Below are 18,418 nucleotides of genomic sequence, written 5' to 3'. Positions count from 1 at the left end.
CCCGGGGCAAACCCGTGTCAGAAATCGAGGTTTTCCACGCTGAGCGCGTTTTGCTGGATGAAATCGCGCCGCGGTTCCACCACATCGCCCATCAGTTTCGAGAAGATGTCTTCGGCCTCGGCCACGTCATCAACGCGCACCTGCAAAAGCGTGCGCGCCACCGGGTCGAGCGTGGTTTCCCAAAGCTGTTCGGGGTTCATTTCGCCAAGGCCCTTGTAGCGCTGCAGCGTCAGACCCTTTTCGCCTTCCTGCAAGATCGCGGTGAGCAGATCGAGCGGGCCAAAAATGAGCTGTTCACGATCCTTGCGGATGAGCCGGGCAGGGGTGGCATAGCTTTCTTGCAGGCTTTCGGTGAACTGGCCGAGCCGGCGCGCCTCGCCCGAACGCAGCACCGCGCCATCAAGCGTGCGCACCTCTTCCACGCCGCGCAGGATGCGTGCAAGCCGCAGGCCCTTGTCCTGCGTCGGGCGGCCAGACCAGCCGCGCTCATATTCGAGCGCGACAAGGTCGAGCCGGGCCGCAACGGCATTGGCGGCGCCCTGCGCATCGGCATCGACCCGGCCGGGCAGCAGCGCCCCGGCGATGGCGGTTTGCTCAAGGATGCGGTGCGGGTAATGGGTCGGGAAGGCATGGAGAATGCGGCGGATCTGCCGCGCCTCTTCCACCAGCCGCGCGAGATCTGCGCCGATGATGTCGCTGCCGTCGCCAAGCCGCAAGATCGCGCCCTCAACCCCTTGCGTGATCAGATATTCCTCAAGCGCGGCCTGATCCTTCAGATAGACCTCGGACTTGCCGCGGCTGACCTTGTAAAGCGGCGGCTGGGCAATGAAGAGATGGCCCGCGTCGATCAGCTCGGGCATCTGCCGGAAGAAGAAGGTGAGCAAAAGCGTGCGGATGTGGGCGCCATCGACATCCGCATCGGTCATGATGATGATCTTGTGATAGCGCAGCTTGGCAAGGTTGAACTCGTCGCGCCCGATGCCGGTGCCGAGTGCGGTGATCAGCGTGCCGATCATTTCGGAGCTCAGCATCCGGTCAAAGCGCGCACGCTCGACGTTGAGGATCTTGCCGCGAAGCGGCAGCACGGCCTGGTTCTTGCGCTCGCGCCCCTGCTTGGCGGAGCCGCCCGCCGAATCCCCTTCGACGATGAAAATCTCCGAAAGCGCGGGGTCTTTCTCCTGACAATCCGCGAGCTTGCCGGGCAGAGAGGCGACATCCATCGCGGTCTTGCGCCGGGTGAGTTCGCGCGCCTTGCGCGCCGCCTCGCGCGCCAGCGCCGCCTCGATGATCTTGCCAACGATGCCCTTGGCCTCGGCGGGATGCTCCTCGAACCATTCCGAGAGCTTCTCGTTCACGAGGTTCTCGACCGCGGGGCGCACCTCGGAGGAGACAAGCTTGTCTTTGGTTTGGCTGGAAAATTTCGGGTCCGGCACTTTCACCGACAAAACGCAGGTCAGCCCTTCGCGGGCATCGTCGCCGGTAAAGTCGATCTTTTCTTTCTTGGCGATGCCGCTGTCTTGCGCATATTTCGTGATCGTGCGGGTCAGCGCGCCGCGGAAGCCCGCAAGGTGGGTGCCTCCGTCGCGCTGGGGGATGTTGTTGGTGAAGGGCAGCACCGTCTCATGATAGCTGTCGTTCCACCACATCGCCACTTCAACACCAATGCCGCGCACCTCGCCGGTCATGTAGATCGGCTCGGGCATCACCGGGGTTTTTGACCGGTCGAGATATTTGACGAACTCGCGCACGCCGCCCTCGTAATGCAGCTCGCTGCGCAGGGGCTCGGCGGGGCGTTCGTCTTCAAGAATGATCCGCACGCCGGAATTGAGAAAGGCGAGTTCCCGCAACCGGGTCTCCAGCGTCTTGAAGCTGTATTCGAGGTCGGAGAAGGTGCCCTCCGGGTCATGCGTCTTTGCCGAGGCAAGGAAGCGCACCTCGGTGCCCTTGTCGCCCGGCGCATCGCCGATTTCATGCACATGATCAACGCATTCGCCCTTTTCGAACCGGGCGAAATAGACCTTGTCGTTGCGCCAGACCTTGAGCTCGAGCCAGTCTGAAAGCGCGTTCACCACCGAGACGCCCACACCATGCAGCCCGCCCGAGACTTTGTAGGCATTGCCGTCGTCGTCGGTGTTGTTGAATTTGCCGCCCGCGTGCAGCTGGGTCATGATGACCTCGGCCGCGGAGACGCCTTCTTCGTGGTGGATGTCGACCGGGATGCCGCGGCCATTGTCGCGCACCGAAACCGAATTGTCGGCGTGAATTTTTACGGCAACGTAATTGGCATGGCCCGCCAGCGCCTCGTCGATCCCGTTGTCGACGACCTCATAAACCATGTGGTGCAGGCCCGAGCCGTCGTCGGTGTCGCCGATATACATGCCGGGGCGCTTGCGCACCGCTTCCAGGCCCTTGAGAACCTTGATGGAATCCGCGCTGTATTCGGTCTTTTTCTGGGGGGTGTCGGTCATCCGCGCCTATCCTGCAAGTCGATGGCGATTTATAGGGTTTCGGCGCTGCCTTGTCACGCCTTCGCCACAATATTTAGCGGTTTTGAAAGGCAGTTTCCGCCAGTGCTGAGGTGCCGCGGCTCTCGGTCACTTCCCAATAGCGCGCCCGCGGCCCCAAGGCCTCGAAAAGCTCCGCCCCGGTGCCGGTCATCATCACCTGCGCAGGCAGCGCGCAGATCTCGTCATAAAGCGCGGCGCGGCGGGCCGCATCGAGATGGGCGGCCACCTCATCGAGCAAAAGCACCGTGGTTTCTCCTGCCAGCGCCCGGGCATTGGCCAGCAGAAGCGAAATCAGCAGCGCCTTTTGCTCGCCCGTGGAGCATTGATCGGCGGGGGCATCCTTCTCGGCGTAAACCGCGCTCAGGTCAGCCCGGTGCGGCCCGGTGAGCGTGCGCCCCGCCGCCATGTCCCGCCGCCGCCCCTCGGCGAGCGCCGCAGCGAGGTCTTCCGGCCCCTCGCCGGTGATCGCGAGCGTCGCCGCCGGAAAGGCGGTGGCGGCGCCGGCCTGCGCCGCGCCAAGCTTCGCCAGCGTCTCAGTTCGGTGGGCGCGGATCGCCGTGCCCGCCTCCGCCATCTGGCCTTCCAGCGCATGATACCAGGCGCCGTCCTGCACATCATCTTTCAGCAGTCGATTGCGCTCGCGCATCGCTTTTTCATAAGCCAGCACAGCCTCCGCATGAGCGGGAAAAAAGCTCAGCGCCATCCGGTCGAGAAAGCGGCGCCGCCCCTCGGCCCCCTCGATCCAGAGCCGGTCCATCGCCGGCACCAGCCAAAGCACGCGCATCAGCCGCCCGAGCGCGAGCTGAGAGGCGGCCTTGCCGTCGATGCGCACCTCCCGGCTTTGCCCCGGCAGGGCCGAGGTCTCGATCTCATAGTCGGAGAGGGTGGCTTTCAGCTTCCATCCCACGGCTTCCTGCCGCCGGATCAGCTCTTCCGCGCTCGCGCGGCGCAGCCCCCGGCCCGGGGAAAGGAGCGAGACCGCCTCCAGCACCGAGGTCTTGCCCGCGCCATTGGGCCCGAACAGCGCCACGGGCCGGGTGTCAAACGCAAGATCCGCCCGGCGATGCGAGCGGAACTGCAAAAGCGTCAGGCTGCGCAGGCTCACACGCGCATCGGCATCACGACATAGACCGCGGAGGTGTCATTGCCTTCGCGCATCAGCGTCGGATCGCCTGAGGAGTTGAACAGGAAGACGGCGTTTTCGCGGTCCACCTGGCTCGCGATTTCCAGCAGATATTTGGCGTTGAAGCCGATCTCGAGCCGTTCGTCGCCGTAAGCCACGGCCAGTTCCTCTTCGGCGGCACCCGCATCGGGGGCATTGACCGAAAGCACGAGCCGATCTTCATCAAGGCTCAGCTTCACCGCGCGCGAGCGCTCGGAAGAGACAGTGGCCACCCGGTCCACGGCTTTCGCAAATTCCTGCGCATCCACCTCAAGGCGCCGCGCATTCCCCATCGGGATGACGCGCGTGTAATCGGGGAAGGTGCCGTCGATCACTTTTGAGGTAAGCGTGATCTCGGGCGTGGCAAAGCGCACCTTGGTCTCGGAGACGGAAACGGCGATCTGCGCCTCGTCGTCATCCAGAAGCTTGCGCAGCTCGTTCACGGTTTTGCGCGGCACGATCACGCCGGGCATGCCCGCAGCACCCTCGGGCTGCGGCGCGTCGATCCGGGCGAGCCGGTGGCCATCGGTCGCCACGCAGCGCAGCACCGCGCCATCCTCGCCGGTCGCCAGATGCATGTAGACGCCGTTGAGGTAATAACGCGTCTCCTCTGTCGAGATGGCGAATTTCGACTTGTCGAACAGGCGCTTGAGCACGCCGGCCTTGGCGGCGAAATTGGCGCTGTATTCCGAGGAGGCCATCACCGGGAAATCTTCTTTCGGCAGCGTGGCGAGGTTGAAGCTCGAGCGCCCCGCCATCACCGAAAGCCGCCCCGCGGCCGGGTCGTCACTCAGCTGCACCAGTGCGCCATCGGGGAGCTTGCGCACGATCTCGTGCAGCATCACCGCCGAAACCGTGGTCGCCCCCGCCCGTTCGACCTGCGCAGGCGCCTTGTCGACCACCTCGATATCAAGGTCGGTGGCGCGGAAGGACACGGACGATCCTTCCGCCTCGATCAGCACATTCGCGAGGATCGGGATCGTGTTGCGCCGTTCGACAACCGATTGGGCCTGAGCCACCGCCTTCAGCAGGGCGGCGCGTTCGATGCTGATCTTCATATCCATTCCTCACCGGGGTCCGGGGTCGGCACGGTAACACGCCGTCACGCCGGAACAAGATTTTTCCGGACATTCCGTTGCTTTGGCCGGGGCGTCAAGGGTTCAGGATTCCATCAGCCGTCGCAGCAGGCCAATATCTTCGGCAAGTTGCGAATCGGTCGCCATCAATTCGTCGATCTTGCGGATTCCATGCATGATTGTGGTGTGATCGCGCCCGCCAAAGCGGCGCCCGATTTCGGGCAGGCTGCGCGTGGTGAGATGCTTGGAGAGATACATCGCCACCTGACGCGGCCGGGCAATGGTGCGCAGCCGCTTTGGCCCGATCATGTCCGAGAGGCGCACATTGTAATGCTCTGCCACCTTGCGCTGGATCTCTTCAATCGTGACGCGGCGATCCGAAGCGCGCAGAATATCGGCCAGACATTCCTGCGCCAGATCAAGCGTGATCTCGCGCCCGACCAGCGAGGCAAAGGCAAAGAGCCGCGTCAGCGCCCCTTCGAGCACGCGCACGTTGGTGGTGATGCGATGCGCGAGGAATTCAAGCACGCCATTGGCAAGCACGAGGCCCGGGTAGCTGGCGCGATAGGCTTCCGCCTTGGTTTGCAAGATGCCAAGGCGCAACTCGTAATCGGTCGGGTGCAGGTCCACCACGAGGCCGCATTGCAGCCGCGAGCGGATCCGCTCTTCCAGATCCTTGATCTCGCCCGGCGCGCGGTCGGCCGAAATCACGATCTGCTTGCCCTGATCGACGAGCGCATTGAAGGTGTGGAAGAATTCTTCCTGTGTGCTGTCCTTGCCGGCGATGAACTGCACGTCATCGACCATCAGCACGTCGACAGAGCGGAACAGCTCCTTGAAATCCATGATCTGGCGGTCGCGCAACGCCTGCACGAAGCGATACATGAATTGCTCCGCCGAGAGGTAAAGCACCCGCAATTCGCTGTGCTGGGCGGAGAGCTCATGGGCAATCGCGTGCATCAGGTGGGTTTTGCCGAGCCCGACGCCGCCATAAAGGAACAGCGGGTTGAACGTGACCGGCCCGCCCTCGGCCACGCGGCGCGCAGCGGCATGGGCGAGCTCGTTCGGTTTGCCAACGACGAAGCTGTCAAACGTGAAGCGCGCATCGAGCGGCGCGCCCGGCAGATCCTGATCTTCGGCGGGGCGATGCGCCTTGCGGGCCGGGGTCGCCGCCGGTTCCGCCACGGGCGCGCGGCCCGCGCCGAGCGAAATCGTGACGCGCTCGACCGGCGCACCGGCATTGCGCAGCGCCCGCAGAATCGGCTCGCCGTAATTGCGCGAGACCCAGTCGCACATGAATTTGGTCGGCGCTTCGAGCGCCGCGATCCCGTCGTTCAGCGCGACGATTTCGAGGGGAGCGATCCAGGTGGAGTGGTTCGTCTTGCCGACGGTCTTTCGCAATTCATCGCTTGCTTGCCCCCAGAGCTCTTTAGTCATGTTCTTGTCCATCAGCAGTCCTGCCCAGTCGCGGACCACGCCCTCAGGAGCCCCAACCGTCGCAGCGACGGCTGAAGTCAGACATGACGATGCTTCCGGCATGAATCCGGATACGGCATCACCTGCCGATGGAGCTTTCGCCCCTTTTTCGTCTGATCGCATCCGAGAGCCGAAGCAGAAGCTTCTTGGTATCGCGGCAGCTTTATCGAGCTTGCTTCGACTCTCACGAGGCGTCATGTCCCCCAAGGCGACGTGAATCGCCCCCTGACGCTAGCAAGCCGGACGGGGCGGCTGCAACCGAACTTCGCGCTTGACGCACAGTTTCGTGAAACGAATCTCCCACGCTGTTGCAAGGCTGGTATGAGTTCACTCAAGTCATTGAATATATAAAAGAAATCAGGCGCCCCGGAGCGGGACGCCTGAGAAATTGATGCCGGTTTCGGCGGCCGTTAAGGCTCAGTTCGACAGCGCTTTCACGCGGGCCGAAAGGCGCGAAATTTTGCGCGAAACGGTGTTTTTGTGCAGCACGCCCTTGGTCACGCCACGCGCCATTTCCGGCTCAGCCGCTTGCAGCGCGAGCTTGGCGGCATCGGCATTGCCCGAGGCGATCGCTTCTTCGACCTTGCGGATGAAGGTGCGGATGCGCGAGCGACGCGCCTTGTTGATGTCGTTGCGGCGCTCGGACTGGCGGGCGCGTTTCTTGGACTGGGGCGTATTGGCCATTCTCTGTTCCCGGACTTTTGCAATTCAAAAAGCGTAAAGCCCGGTCGTCCCAGCGAACCGGATGATTCTAGCCTGAGCGGGCTCCACGCGCATGTGAGGGCCGCCTATAGGCCAAAGACGCTCAAAAGAAAAGCCCCTTTCGGGGCCTCTCCCCCGGCATCACTTGTCGCGGAACTGCGGTTCGCGCTTTTCGAGGAAGGCCGACATGCCTTCCTTTTGGTCTTCCGTGGCAAAGAGGGCGTGGAACACGCGGCGCTCGAACAGCACGCCCTCGCGCAGGGTGGTTTCATAGGCGCGGTTGACGCATTCCTTGACCACCATCGTCGCCACCGCCGATTTGGAGGCGATCTTGCGCGCGGCGGCCAGCGCCTCGGGCACGAGTTGCGCCACCGGCACGACGCGGCTCACGAGCCCCGAGCGCTCGGCCTCGGCGGCATCCATGAAGCGGCCGGTCAGATGCATGTCCATCGACTTCGACTTGCCGACAAAGCGGGTGAGGCGCTGGGTGCCGCCAATGCCCGCGACCACGCCGAGGTTGATCTCGGGTTGGCCGAATTTGGCGTTGTCGGCGCAGATGATGAAATCGCACATCATCGCAAGCTCGCAGCCGCCGCCGAGCGCATAGCCCGCCACCGCGGCGATGATCGGCTTGCGGGTGCGCAGCAGGCTGTCGGCTTCCACCCCGAAGAAGTCGGCGGTGAACATCTCGACGAAGCTCTTTTCCGACATCTCCTTGATATCAGCGCCCGCGGCGAAGGCTTTTTCCGAGCCGGTCAGCACGATGCAGCGGACCTTGTCGTTCGCATCGAGTTGCTTGAGCGCATCGGCGAGCTCGCCCAGCAACGCAGAGTTGAGCGCGTTGAGGGCTTCGGGACGATTGAGGCGAATGAGCGCGACGCTGTCTTCGATTTCGACGATCAGGGTCTGGTAGGCCATTGCGGATGCCTTTCCTTGTTTTCGGGGAAGTCCTAACAGGTGGGACGCGAAACTCAAGACTTGTTGCGGGGCTGTAGCGCTGCGTTACCCGCGGCGCGGCGCAAATGCCTGCGCAGGCGACCTTATCGCTGACACTGCGGGCAGAAATAGCTCGACCGCCCCCCCTGCGCGATGCGGCGGATCGGGGTGCCGCAGCTGGGGCAGGGGGCATCCTCGCGGTCATAAACGCGGAAGGCATGCTGGAAATAGCCCAGTTCGCCATCGGCCTGACGATGATCGCGCAGGCTCGACCCGCCCGCTTCGATGGCCTCCAAGAGCACCTCGCGGATGATCGGCACCAGCGCGGCAACGCGCGCGACGGCGATGCGATTCGCCGCCCGGCGCGGGTCGATCCCGGCGCGGAAGAGCACCTCGCAAACGTAGATATTGCCAAGCCCCGCAAGCAGATGCTGATCCAGAAGCGCGGTCTTGATCGGGCTTTTGCGCGCCTTCAGCGCCTGCACGAGATAACCCTCGTTGAAGGCGTTGCCGAAGGGCTCGGGGCCAAGGCCCGCCAGCAGCCAATGGGCCGCCTCACGATCGGTGCGCACCAGATCCATTGCCCCGAACCGGCGCGCATCGTTGAAGGTGACGCGCGCGCCGCCCTCCATGTGCAGCACAACATGATCGTGCTTTTGCGGCGCCGGATGATCGAGATGAAACCGCCCCAGAGTGACCCCGGAAACCAGCAACCGCCCCGACATGCCAAGGTGAATGAGCAGACTTTCGCCGGTGTCGAGATCGGCAAGGATGTATTTCGAGCGCCGCCGCAGCAGGGTGACGCGCGCGCCGCTGAGCCGCTCTGCCAACCCTTCGGGGAGCGGCCAGCGCAGGTCGGGCCGGTTCACCTCGGCCCGCGCGATCCGTCGCCCCTCCATCGCCGGGATCAGCCCCCGACGCACCGTTTCCACCTCTGGCAGTTCGGGCATTTTCGCTCCTGTCGCATTGTCACGGCCGAAACCGACCCTATAAGAGGGGGGAGCTTTCAAGGATCGGCAAGAGCAGATGAGCACGGATCAGACGAGAACGACCCATTTCGGCTACCAGACCGTCGAGGAAGACGCGAAGGCCGGGATGGTGCACGGCGTGTTTTCGCGGGTGGCCTCGAAATACGACATCATGAACGACCTGATGAGCATGGGCATCCACCGGCTCTGGAAGGATGCGATGATGGACTGGCTCGCGCCGCGTCCGGGGCAAAAGCTGCTCGATGTGGCGGGCGGCACCGGCGACGTGGCCTTCCGCTTCCTCAAGCGCGCACCCGGCGCCACGGCCACCGTCTGCGACATGACGGAATCGATGCTGATCGAGGGGCAGAAACGCGCCGATGCGGCAAACATGGCGGACCGGCTCAATTGGGTTGTCGGCGATGCGATGAACCTGCCCTTCGAGAGCAACACCTTTGACGTCTACACGATCTCTTTCGGGATTCGGAACGTCACCCGGATTCAGGATGCGCTGAACGAGGCTTACCGCGTGCTGCGCCCCGGCGGGCGGCTGATGGTGCTTGAATTCAGCCAGATCCCGAATGATCTGATGCAGGCGGTCTATGACGCCTATTCCTTCAATGTGATCCCGGTGATGGGGCAGATCGTGGCGAATGACCGCGCCAGCTATCAATATCTGGTGGAATCGATCCGCAAATTCCCGAACCAGGAACTGTTCGCCTCGATGATCCGCGAAGCCGGGTTCGAGCAGGTGAAATACCGTAACCTTTCCATGGGCATCGCCGCGCTGCACTCGGGCTGGAAGGTCTGAAATGCGCGGCCCGCATAATATCTGGCGTCTGATCCGCACCGGGGCGACCTTCGAGCGCACCGGGGCGATGCGGGTCGCGCTGGAAGCGATGGAGGCACCGCCGCGGCTGCGCCTTGTGGCGCGCATCATGGGCTGGCCGTTCAAATGGCTGGGCTACAAGGGCGACCCGAGCCTGCCGCCGGTGACGCGCGCGATCACCGCGCTCGGCCCCTCCTACATCAAGTTCGGCCAGATCATGTCGACCCGCCCCGATGTGGTGGGGGCAGAGCTCGCCAACCAGCTGCGCATGCTGCAAGACCGGCTGCCGCCCTTTGATCAGCAGGTGGCGAAGGCGGTTCTGGCCGAAGAATTTGGCCGCCCGGTCGATGAGATCTTCACCGAGTTTTCCGAGCCCGTCGCCGCGGCCTCGATCGCGCAGGTCCATGCCGCGCGATTGGCCGAGACGGGGGAAAAGGTTGCGGTGAAGGTGCTGCGCCCCGGCATCGAGAAAGCCTTCCAGCGCGATATCGACGCCTTCCATTTCGCCGCCGAGATGATCGAGCGGCTCTCGCCCGCCTCGCGGCGGCTGCGCCCCACCGATGTGATCAAGCATTTCGAGGGCATCGTCACCGGCGAGCTTGATCTCAGGCTCGAAGCGGCATCGGCCTCGCAATTTGGCGCCAATACCGAGCGGGACGAAAAGTTCCGCGTGCCGCTGCCGGTCTGGTCGCTCTCAAGCCGGCGCGTGCTGGTGATGGACTGGGCCGAGGGGCTGCCGATGGGCGACCCGGAGACGCTGAAGGCCGCGGGCCATGACCTGACGGCAATCGGCACGCGGGTGCTGCAGCTGTTCCTGAGCCACGCCCTGCGCGACGGCTATTTCCATGGCGACATGCATCAGGGCAACCTGAAGGTGGCGGAGAACGGCGATATCATCGCCTTTGACTTCGGCATCATGGGCCAGATCGATGAATACACCCGCCACGTCTATGCCGAGATCCTGATGGGGTTCATCCAGCGCGATTACCGCCGCGTGGCCGAAGTCCATTTCGAGGCGGGCTATGTGCCCAAGGATCAGGATGTGACGCAATTCGCGCTGGCGCTTCGCGCCGTGGGCGAACCGATCTTTGGCATGAACGCGAAGCAGATCTCGATGGCGCGGCTTCTGGCCTACCTCTTCGAGGTGACGGAACGCTTTGGCATGGCCACGCGCACCGAGCTGATTTTGCTGCAACGCACCATGGTGGTGGTCGAGGGGGTGGCGCGCTCGCTCAACCCGGCAATCAACATGTGGGAAACGGCAAAGCCGGTGGTGGAGAGCTATATCCGCGAGAATGTCGGCCCGAAGGCGGCCTTGCGCAATCTTGGGCGCACCGCGCGGGTTCTGGGCCGGTTCGGCCCGCAACTGCCCGACATGCTCACCGCGGCGCTTGAAAACGCGACCCGCCCGCCCGAGCCCGCGCCCGAACCGCAACCGGTCCGGGGCGTGCATCTGGCGGGGGCTGCCGGGCTGGTGCTGCTCGGGATCGTGCTTGGGGTGCTGCTCTGATCAGGTCTCTTCGCGCAGCGCGGAGATCGCCCCGGTCTGGATCGTGGTGCCGCCCTCCAGCACAAGAACCGCGCCATCCGCGGAGCCCTGCGCCTCGATGATGCGGTTGTAGGTCTCGACCGGGTCGGTCGAAAGCAGGGTGCCGCTGTTGTAGCTCTCCAGCTCGAAGCTGTAGAGCCCCGGCGGCAGCAGATTGCCGCTGCTGTCCGTGCCGTCCCACTGGATCGAATCGGTCGATACCGGGATCGATCCGCGCGAAACTTCGTTGCCGGCGGAATCCGTGACCACGAGCACGGTTTCCGTCGATCCCTTCACCGGGTTGGGCGAGATCGTCACGGAGTTCATGCCGTCGAAATACGCGGGCGATTCGCTGCGCGCTTCCATGCCGACCCAGCCCGCATATTCGCTCATCCCCATCAGGCCGAGCTGCGTTGCCAGACCTTCAAGCAGGTCGTTGGTCTTGGTTTGCTGTTCCACCTGCGAGAAGGTGGCAAGCTGCACCGCATAATCGGCGCTGTCCATCGGCGAGGTCGGGTCCTGGTTGGTCATCTGCGTGGTGAGCAGCTTCAGGAAGGTTTCGTAATCCGTCGCTTTCGCGGAAGTGGAATTGCTGGCGCTGGAGCTGCTGCGCGCAGCGGAGCTTGCGGCGGCGTTGGTGGCGGTGACGCTGGTCATGGCATGTCCTCAGAAGCGAAGGTCGAGCCCGCCCGCCGCAGCGGTGCGGCGTTGCAGGGCAAGGCTGGTATCGTCGAAGCGGGGGGCGCGCTCATTGGCGGCAACGCGGGAGTTCTCGCTTGCCGGTTGGCCCGGCGCGGCGCGTGCGTCTTCCCCGCGGTCTTGCGCCATTTGTTGCCCGCCCGACTGGTTGGCAAAATCGAAGCTGATGTCGGAATAGCCCATGTCGCGGAAGTCTCGCGCGAGGCTGTCGATGTTGCGCCGCATCAGCTCCAGCGTTTCGGGGCGTTCGGCATGAACCGAGACGGTGATGCCGTTTTCGGAGCTGTGCAGCGTCATGCGCACCTTGCCCAGTTCCTCGGGCGAGAGCGAAATCTCGACCGGTTGATCGGGGGAGGAGGGCATCCCTTGCGCGAGCTGCCGCGCGATGTGATGCGCGCTGCTGCTCGTGTGGGGGCCGGAGGGCGCGGCCTGGCCCATCTCCGCCGCGCCGGAGCGCAAGCCGCGCTCAAGCCCGGTCACCGAGACAAAGCTGTCGCCGGACTCAATGGTTTCCGGGGGCACCGCCGCGCCTTGCGGTGCTTCCGCCGCGGGTGGCCGCCCGAGCATCATGCCTTGGCCCGCATCGCCATCGCGGGCAGCCGCGACGCGCGACGTATCGGCGCTGCGCCCGTCAAGGCGCCCATCAAGGCGGATGTCGCCGCGGCCCTCGGCGCGCTCAAGACGTTCTTCGCGCCGATCACGTTCGGCGCTCCGGGCGCTGTCGCGCAGGAACTCGGAGCCCGCTTGAGCGGGCGGCTGCGTGGCCGCGACGGAGGCCACGGTATTGGCGGCTTGAGCCACCGGGGAGGCGGCAGGCTGGCTGTCGCGGTCGGCAGACGCGGGCGCGACGGAGTCGGAACGCCTGGCTGCGGGCTCTCCCGAAGCGGCCACGGCCGCATCGAACCGGCTTTCGGCGAGAGAGCCCCGCATCACAGACCGCGGCGCCCGGCGCCCCGTCTCTGCCGCGTCCAGAGCCGCGGCGGTTTCCGTGCCTGTGCGCAACAGGGCATCCGTCACCTCGCCGGTCGCGGTGCTTTGCGCCACAGCTTCCGCGCCGCGGGGCGCGCGGATGTTGGCTGAGGCTGCCGGTTGCGTTTCCGGGGCACCTTCTGCCTCGGGGGACGCCTGATTGACGGGCTGCGCCTCGCTTGACGGGGTTTGTTCGGCACGCCCGGCGGCTGCGGAGGGGGGCGCTTGGCGCGATGCGTCCTGACGGGCGGCAAACTGCGCCGCAACCGCCGCTTCCGCCGATCCGGCAAGCGGGGCCTCTGCCGCTGCCGCGGCCTGCTGGGCGCGTGCGCCGGCATGGGTCGCCCCGGAGATATTGGCGGCCACCTTCTGCGCATCATTCGCGAGCGTCTGCACAGTCACCAGATCGGGCGAGGTGTTGGCGCTGTCGGAGCGTTGCGTGCCTGCCGTGGGCGCGTTCTCCGTGGCCCCCTTGGCGGAGAATTCCGCCGATCCGGCGTGCTGGGCGCGTGCGCCGGCATGGGTCGCCCCGGAGATATTGGCGGCCACCTTCTGCGCATCATTCGCGAGAGCCCGCACAGATACCAGATTGGGCGAGGCGTCGACGCTGTCGGAGCGTTGCGGGTCTGCCGTGGGGGTGGTCTCTGCGGCAGCCTTGCTGGAGACTTCAGCCGCGGCCTGCGCGGTGGCCTTGATCCGGGCGCTTGCCGCAGCGTCACTTGATGCGGTCGCCGGGGCGAAGCCGGTCGCCGGGGGGGCTTTTTGCATCTTCGATCCGGCCAGCGCCGCGGAATCGGCGTTGGACGCCGCAGCGCTTGCCGCGGCATCCGGTGCAAAACTCTGCGGGGAGAGCGTCCGGGCGGCAGAATCGCCGCGCAGGGTGTCGCTTTGGGTTTCGACACGTGTCCTTGTGGTTTTCGCGGTCACGTCAGATGCCGGGGCGCTGACCGTGGCGGCGGACGATTCATCCTCTGCCAGAGCGGGGGCGGCGCCCTGTGCAACCGCCGGCGCGGTCGCCGTCAGCGCCGCGGGCGTTGCGCCGGGCACGGCGGCGGCATCCGCGGAGGCTGCGGCGCCGGGAACGGTCGCCGTCGCTTCTGACGGGGCGGCTTCCGGCCCGGCAGCGGCTTGCGCCGACCAGAGGGCCTGCAAGGCCGCCGGGCTCGTCTGCGCGCCATAACCGGCGCCTGCCGCGGCACGGGCGGCGGGCTGTGCGCTCATCGCCAACGGCACCTGGACCGGCTCGGCCGCGACGGGCGCCGCAGCGGGGCCACCGGCGCTCGTCGGAGCGGCAAACACCGGCGCCGATTCGCTCGAAGCGGGATCGCCGGCGACGGGCGGGGGAGGCGCCGACGCAAGCGCCGGGCCGCCTGCAAGGCCTGCCATCCAGCTCGCGGCATCGCTGCCATCGGCCTCCGGCTTGGCGGGCTTTGCGCCTTTTTCTGTGAAGGATTCGGCAAACAGGGCGGAAAAGTCGGCCTGCTCGTCCTTGCCATCCATCTTGCCGATTTGTGCGCCGGGCACTTTCGCGCCCGATGTGGCGGTGCGCTCGCCAGCGGGGGCGACGGCAAAGAGCTGCATCTGATCCGAAACGGGAAGTGTATTCATGGCCTCACGACTTCTGCCTGTGACATGCGCCACTTTAGGCCGCAGGAGGTTACTGCTTCTTTACCTCGATCTGCGCAGACTGGGCGAAATCGGTTCAATTGGAGCGATTCCATGCAAGTCACCCCGGCCTCGGCCCTCCCCCTCTCCGACTCGTCCAGTGCGACCTCGGCCAAAGCAACAGGTTCGGGCGCCACGCGCCCGGATGACGCGCATCTGCGCGAGAAGGCAAAGGATCTTGAAGCCGCCTTTCTTGCGGAAATGCTCAAGCTCGCAGGCGTCGGCAAGATGCAGGAGAGCTTCAACGGCGGCGCGGGCGAGGAGCAGTTCTCCTCCTTCCTCGCCGACGAATATGCCCGAAACATGGTCGACAAGGGCGGGATCGGTCTCGCCGAGTCGATTTTTCAGTCGCTGCAGAAAGGAGCGCAGAATGCACAATGAGACCGAGGACCGCATCGCCAAGGTCATTGACCTGTTGCGGCTCGAAAAGGACGTGATCCGCAACGCCGAGTTTGCCGCGCTCCCCGATCTGGTGGCGCGCAAGGAGGCGGCTCTGGCAGATCTTGAGGGCACGCCCGCGCGGCTCCTGCTCGGCGTGCAGCAGATGGCGCTTGAAAACCAGCGCCTGCTTGATGCCGCGCTCAAGGGCGTGCAGGCGGTGCGCAAGCGCCTTGCCGAGATCCGTCAATCCGCGCGCAGCTACCAGAGCTATGACGCGCAGGGCCGCGCGCGCAAGATCGGCCCGGAGAGCGGTTCGGTGGAGCGCCGGGCGTAAACCATTCTTCTAAATTCCGAAGCATTCAAGGCCGCCCGACCGGGCGGCCTTAGTCTTTCGTTAGGGCTTCACATGCCAATGTTGCCCTGCATCCGAGAGGGTGGCGCGGCGAAGCGATGATGCTGCCGCATGGGTCAGAAAGCCGAAAGCGCCGTCCAATTGACGGCATGTGAAACCCGGCGCAAAGCGCCAAAGTCAAGGGGACAAACATGTCCAGCATCAATACCAACTCCAGCGCGATGGTCGCGCTTCAGACCCTCAAAGGCATCAACTCGAACCTGTCGAAAACCCAAAGCGAGATCTCGACCGGCAAGTCGGTCGCCTCGGCGAAAGACAACTCGGCGATCTGGGCCATCTCGAAAGTGATGGAATCGGACGTTGCGGGCTTCGAGACTGTTTCGACCAACCTCGCGACCGGCCAGTCGATGGTGTCGGTGGCGCGGACCGCTGCGGAATCGATCACCAAAGACCTGACCTCGATCAAGGAAAAGATCGTCGCTGGCCAGGACCCCTCGGCGGACAAGGGCAAGCTCGATAACGAGATCGCGGAGCTGGTCAACATGATCGACTCCAAGGTCAAGGGCGCGCAGTTCAACGGCGTGAACCTGATCAGCGCCGGCGCGACCGGCACCTCGGTTCTCGCCTCGATCGACCGCTCGGGTTCGACCGTGAGCACCAACTCGATCTCGATCGCTGCGCAAGATCTGAGCACCGCCGCCGCCGCCAGCGCCACGGGGCAAGTCGCCGCTGGCACCGCCGGCGGGAACCTGACGACCAGCGGCGGGAACGACGGCTCGGTGACGATTGGTGCCGGCACCACGGAGGCGATTGCGGTCTCTGCGCTTGCGGTGAATGAGAGCCTGGCGGTCACCGTTGGTGGCAAGACCTTCAGCTATACCGTCACCGCGGATGATGTCACCTCTGGCTCTGATCTGAACGATCTGGCGATGTCCAACATCGCTTCGCAGATCAACTCGGCGGGCATCACCGGTCTGACGGCGAACTACGACCCGGCCACTGCGGCGGGCGAGCTTGGCATCAACGCTGCTGCGGGCTCGACCTTCAACATGGCCGTGACCGTTCGCGGTGCGGGCACGGGCGCTCTCGCCGGTCTGGCGGGCTACAACTCCAGCAGCTCGATTGCCGGCATCGAAGCGATGATCAACGCATCGGTCGACGCGGCAGCGGCTTTCGGTGCGGCCGAATCGCGTATCGAGAGCCAAGCGTCCTTCGTCAGCGATCTGACCTCGGCCATGAAATCCGGTATCGGCTCGCTCGTCGATGCCGACATGGAAGAGGCCTCGGCCCGTCTGCAAGCGCTGCAAACCCAGCAGCAGCTCGGCATTCAGGCGCTGTCGATTGCCAACCAGCAACCGCAGTCGATCCTGTCGCTGTTCCGCTGATAACAGACTTCCGGGGGCGCCAGCACGGCGCCCCCGACTCCCCCCCTTCGCGGCAAAGCCGCGACTGACCCCTCTCGCCACTGGAAGGTATTCCCGTGAACGCCACGACTCTGGCCAAAACGGCCTACGCAAACCCCGGTCAGCCCACCCGCACCCTGCGCGGCACCGAATACGAGATCTTCGCGCGTGTGACGCATCGCCTGAAAATGGCGTCCGGCATGGCGAAGACCAATTTTCCCGCTCTTGTCGGCGCGCTCTACGACAACCGCAAGCTCTGGACCACGCTTGCCGTCGATGTCGCCCAGCCCGGCAACGAACTGCCCGACACGCTGCGGGCGCGGATCTTCTATCTCAACGAATTCACGCAACAGCACAGCGCCAAGGTGCTCAAGGGCACCGCGACGGCGGATGTGCTGATTGACATCAACACCGCCATCATGCGGGGCCTGCGCCGCGAAGGCGGTGAGGAATGAGTGGCCTCGTGCTCAAGCTTGCGCCCAAGGAACGGGTGCTGATCAATGGCGCGGTGATCGAGAACGGCGACCGTCGCTCCCGGCTCGCCATCATGACGCCGAATGCGCATATCCTGCGGCTGCGCGACGCGATCCACCCCGAGGAGGTCACCACCCCGGTGCGGCGCGTGTGCTACATTGCCCAGCTTGTGCTGTCGGGCGATGTGGACGCCGCCGAGGCGCGGATGCAGCTTCTGCGCGGCATCGAGCAACTGTCTCAGGTGCTGACCGACCACGACAGCCGCAGCCATCTCAACCTTGCCTCTTCGGCGGTGCTGGAAGAGCAATTCTATCAGGCGCTCAAATCGCTGCGCGCCCTGCTTCCGCGGGAGGAGCGGCTGCTCGCCGCCGGAAGCGCATGAGCTACACGCCGATCGTTCCCGCCTCCGGCTATGCCGGATGGAAAATCCTCTCACGCACGCTCGACACCCAGAAAACGGCTTTTGCCAATTCTGCCGATGTGAAGCGCGACGAGGAGTATTTCCGGGAAAAGATCGGCTCCGTGACCAGCGCCGAAGAGCTTGTCTCCGATCGCCGCCTTCTCAAGGTGGCGCTCGGGGCTTTCGGGCTTGAGAATGACATCAACAACAAGTTCTTCATCCGCAAGGTGCTGGAAGAGGGCACGCTCGACAGCAAGTCCTTTGCCAACAAGCTTGCCGACAAGACCTATCTGCGCCTCTCCGAGGCGTTCGGCTTTGGCGATTACACGACGCCGCTGAGCCAGCAAGAGGGTTTTGCCGACACGATTCTGGCGCAATACGAAAGCCGCAGCTTTGAGGCGGCGGTGGGCGATTCAGACGAGAACATGCGGCTTGCGCTCTCGATGCAGCGCGAGTTGCCCGAGTTGGCGGCGAAAAGCACCAGCAACGACGCCAAATGGTACACCGTGATCGGCAACAAGGCGCTTTCCACGGTGATGCGCTCGGCGCTGGCGCTGCCGAGCAGTGTTGGGGCGCTCGATGTTGACCGCCAGCTTGAGATCTACAAGGACAAGGCCGAGCGCGTGTTCGGCAGCTCTGATTTCAGCACCTTTTCCGATCCCGATCAGGTGGAAAAGGCCGTGCGCCTGTTCCTCGTGCGCTCGCAGCTCAATGAGGGCTCCTCGATGAACTCGCAAAGCGTGGCGCTGACGCTGCTGCAGTCGGGCCAGAGCAATCTCTTCCGCCGGGTCTGAGGGTGCTGCGGCGGGTTGCGCCGTGGACCTCGGGTTTTGACGTGTTAGACAGGGGCGTCCGGTTCCGCCGGGCGCCCCTTGCACGACCGGAAGCGTG

General features: G+C 64.8%; 17 protein-coding genes. 8 read left to right on the top strand and 9 right to left on the bottom strand.

The genetic code is table 11. The features are described 5' to 3' along the window. Positions 1 to 17: 17 nt before the first annotated feature. From gyrB to mutM, 7 genes are all read right to left on the bottom strand, one after another. On the bottom strand, positions 18 to 2,468 hold the full coding sequence (gene gyrB / locus ACFSM0_RS02765; protein WP_377386793.1) for a DNA topoisomerase (ATP-hydrolyzing) subunit B: 2,451 nt from the start codon (positions 2,466 to 2,468) through the stop codon (positions 18 to 20). Positions 2,469 to 2,541: 73 nt separating this feature from the next. Further along, a complete protein-coding gene (recF, locus tag ACFSM0_RS02760; protein WP_377386791.1) occupies positions 2,542 to 3,612 on the bottom strand; it encodes a DNA replication/repair protein RecF in 1,071 nt (356 codons plus the stop codon). Beyond that, positions 3,609 to 4,727, bottom strand: a complete 1,119-nt coding sequence (gene dnaN / locus ACFSM0_RS02755; RefSeq protein ID WP_377386788.1) for a DNA polymerase III subunit beta — start codon at positions 4,725 to 4,727, stop codon at positions 3,609 to 3,611. Before dnaN ends, recF begins: the two co-directional genes overlap by 4 nt. Positions 4,728 to 4,829: 102 nt before the next feature. Beyond that, positions 4,830 to 6,182 carry a chromosomal replication initiator protein DnaA gene (gene dnaA, locus ACFSM0_RS02750; RefSeq protein WP_377386784.1) on the bottom strand — a complete coding sequence of 451 codons (1,353 nt, stop codon included), beginning with the start codon at positions 6,180 to 6,182 and terminating at the stop codon, positions 4,830 to 4,832. 456 nt (positions 6,183 to 6,638) lie between these two features. Beyond that, positions 6,639 to 6,905: a 30S ribosomal protein S20 gene (gene rpsT, locus ACFSM0_RS02745; protein WP_097069875.1), complete on the bottom strand. Its 267-nt coding sequence runs from the start codon at positions 6,903 to 6,905 to the stop codon at positions 6,639 to 6,641. Positions 6,906 to 7,064: 159 nt separating this feature from the next. After that, on the bottom strand, positions 7,065 to 7,841 hold the full coding sequence (locus ACFSM0_RS02740) for an enoyl-CoA hydratase (RefSeq protein ID WP_377386780.1): 777 nt from the start codon (positions 7,839 to 7,841) through the stop codon (positions 7,065 to 7,067). A gap of 122 nt (positions 7,842 to 7,963) precedes the next feature. Then, positions 7,964 to 8,809 (bottom strand): bifunctional DNA-formamidopyrimidine glycosylase/DNA-(apurinic or apyrimidinic site) lyase, encoded by an 846-nt coding sequence (gene mutM, locus ACFSM0_RS02735; RefSeq protein WP_377386777.1) that lies wholly within the window; start codon positions 8,807 to 8,809, stop codon positions 7,964 to 7,966. A 76-nt stretch (positions 8,810 to 8,885) separates the two neighbouring features. Here mutM and ubiE point away from each other — a divergent pair, with 76 nt between their 5' ends. Both ubiE and ubiB read left to right on the top strand, forming a co-directional pair. After that, complete coding sequence (gene ubiE / locus ACFSM0_RS02730; protein WP_377386774.1) at positions 8,886 to 9,638, top strand: bifunctional demethylmenaquinone methyltransferase/2-methoxy-6-polyprenyl-1,4-benzoquinol methylase UbiE; 753 nt, start codon at positions 8,886 to 8,888, stop codon at positions 9,636 to 9,638. 1 nt (position 9,639) lies between these two features. After that, positions 9,640 to 11,166: a 2-polyprenylphenol 6-hydroxylase gene (gene ubiB, locus ACFSM0_RS02725; protein ID WP_377386771.1), complete on the top strand. Its 1,527-nt coding sequence runs from the start codon at positions 9,640 to 9,642 to the stop codon at positions 11,164 to 11,166. Here the strand turns inward: ubiB and ACFSM0_RS02720 are convergent, their stop codons facing one another. Beyond that, on the bottom strand, positions 11,167 to 11,841 hold the full coding sequence (locus ACFSM0_RS02720) for a flagellar hook capping FlgD N-terminal domain-containing protein (protein ID WP_377386768.1): 675 nt from the start codon (positions 11,839 to 11,841) through the stop codon (positions 11,167 to 11,169). A 9-nt stretch (positions 11,842 to 11,850) separates the two neighbouring features. Next, positions 11,851 to 14,460 carry a flagellar hook-length control protein FliK gene (gene fliK / locus ACFSM0_RS02715; protein ID WP_377386766.1) on the bottom strand — a complete coding sequence of 870 codons (2,610 nt, stop codon included), beginning with the start codon at positions 14,458 to 14,460 and terminating at the stop codon, positions 11,851 to 11,853. Between the two features lie 111 nt (positions 14,461 to 14,571). On the opposite strand from fliK, the gene ACFSM0_RS02710 reads away from it, so the two are divergent. The 6 genes from ACFSM0_RS02710 (at position 14,572) to ACFSM0_RS02685 (ending at position 18,321) form a co-directional block, all read left to right on the top strand. Further along, positions 14,572 to 14,898, top strand: coding sequence for a rod-binding protein (locus ACFSM0_RS02710; RefSeq protein WP_377386764.1), 327 nt, complete (start codon positions 14,572 to 14,574; stop codon positions 14,896 to 14,898). After that, positions 14,888 to 15,232 (top strand): hypothetical protein, encoded by a 345-nt coding sequence (locus ACFSM0_RS02705; RefSeq protein WP_377386761.1) that lies wholly within the window; start codon positions 14,888 to 14,890, stop codon positions 15,230 to 15,232. Before ACFSM0_RS02710 ends, ACFSM0_RS02705 begins: the two co-directional genes overlap by 11 nt. A 209-nt stretch (positions 15,233 to 15,441) precedes the next feature. Beyond that, positions 15,442 to 16,635, top strand: coding sequence for a flagellin N-terminal helical domain-containing protein (locus ACFSM0_RS02700; protein ID WP_377386758.1), 1,194 nt, complete (start codon positions 15,442 to 15,444; stop codon positions 16,633 to 16,635). A gap of 95 nt (positions 16,636 to 16,730) precedes the next feature. Next, a complete protein-coding gene (gene flaF, locus ACFSM0_RS02695; RefSeq protein ID WP_377386755.1) occupies positions 16,731 to 17,108 on the top strand; it encodes a flagellar biosynthesis regulator FlaF in 378 nt (125 codons plus the stop codon). Beyond that, the gene (gene flbT / locus ACFSM0_RS02690; RefSeq protein WP_377386752.1) at positions 17,105 to 17,509 is read left to right on the top strand and encodes a flagellar biosynthesis repressor FlbT; all 405 of its coding nucleotides are present in this window, start codon (positions 17,105 to 17,107) and stop codon (positions 17,507 to 17,509) included. Before flaF ends, flbT begins: the two co-directional genes overlap by 4 nt. Next, positions 17,506 to 18,321, top strand: a complete 816-nt coding sequence (locus tag ACFSM0_RS02685) for a DUF1217 domain-containing protein (RefSeq protein ID WP_377386749.1) — start codon at positions 17,506 to 17,508, stop codon at positions 18,319 to 18,321. The genes flbT and ACFSM0_RS02685 overlap by 4 nt, the downstream gene beginning before the upstream one ends. Positions 18,322 to 18,418 lie beyond the last annotated feature (97 nt).

This window comes from Rhodobacter lacus (assembly GCF_042683065.1).
Lineage (GTDB): Bacteria > Pseudomonadota > Alphaproteobacteria > Rhodobacterales > Rhodobacteraceae > Rhodobacter > Rhodobacter lacus.
Note: the sequence above shows the minus strand (reverse complement) of the source record. Positions and strands in the feature narration are given on the sequence as shown.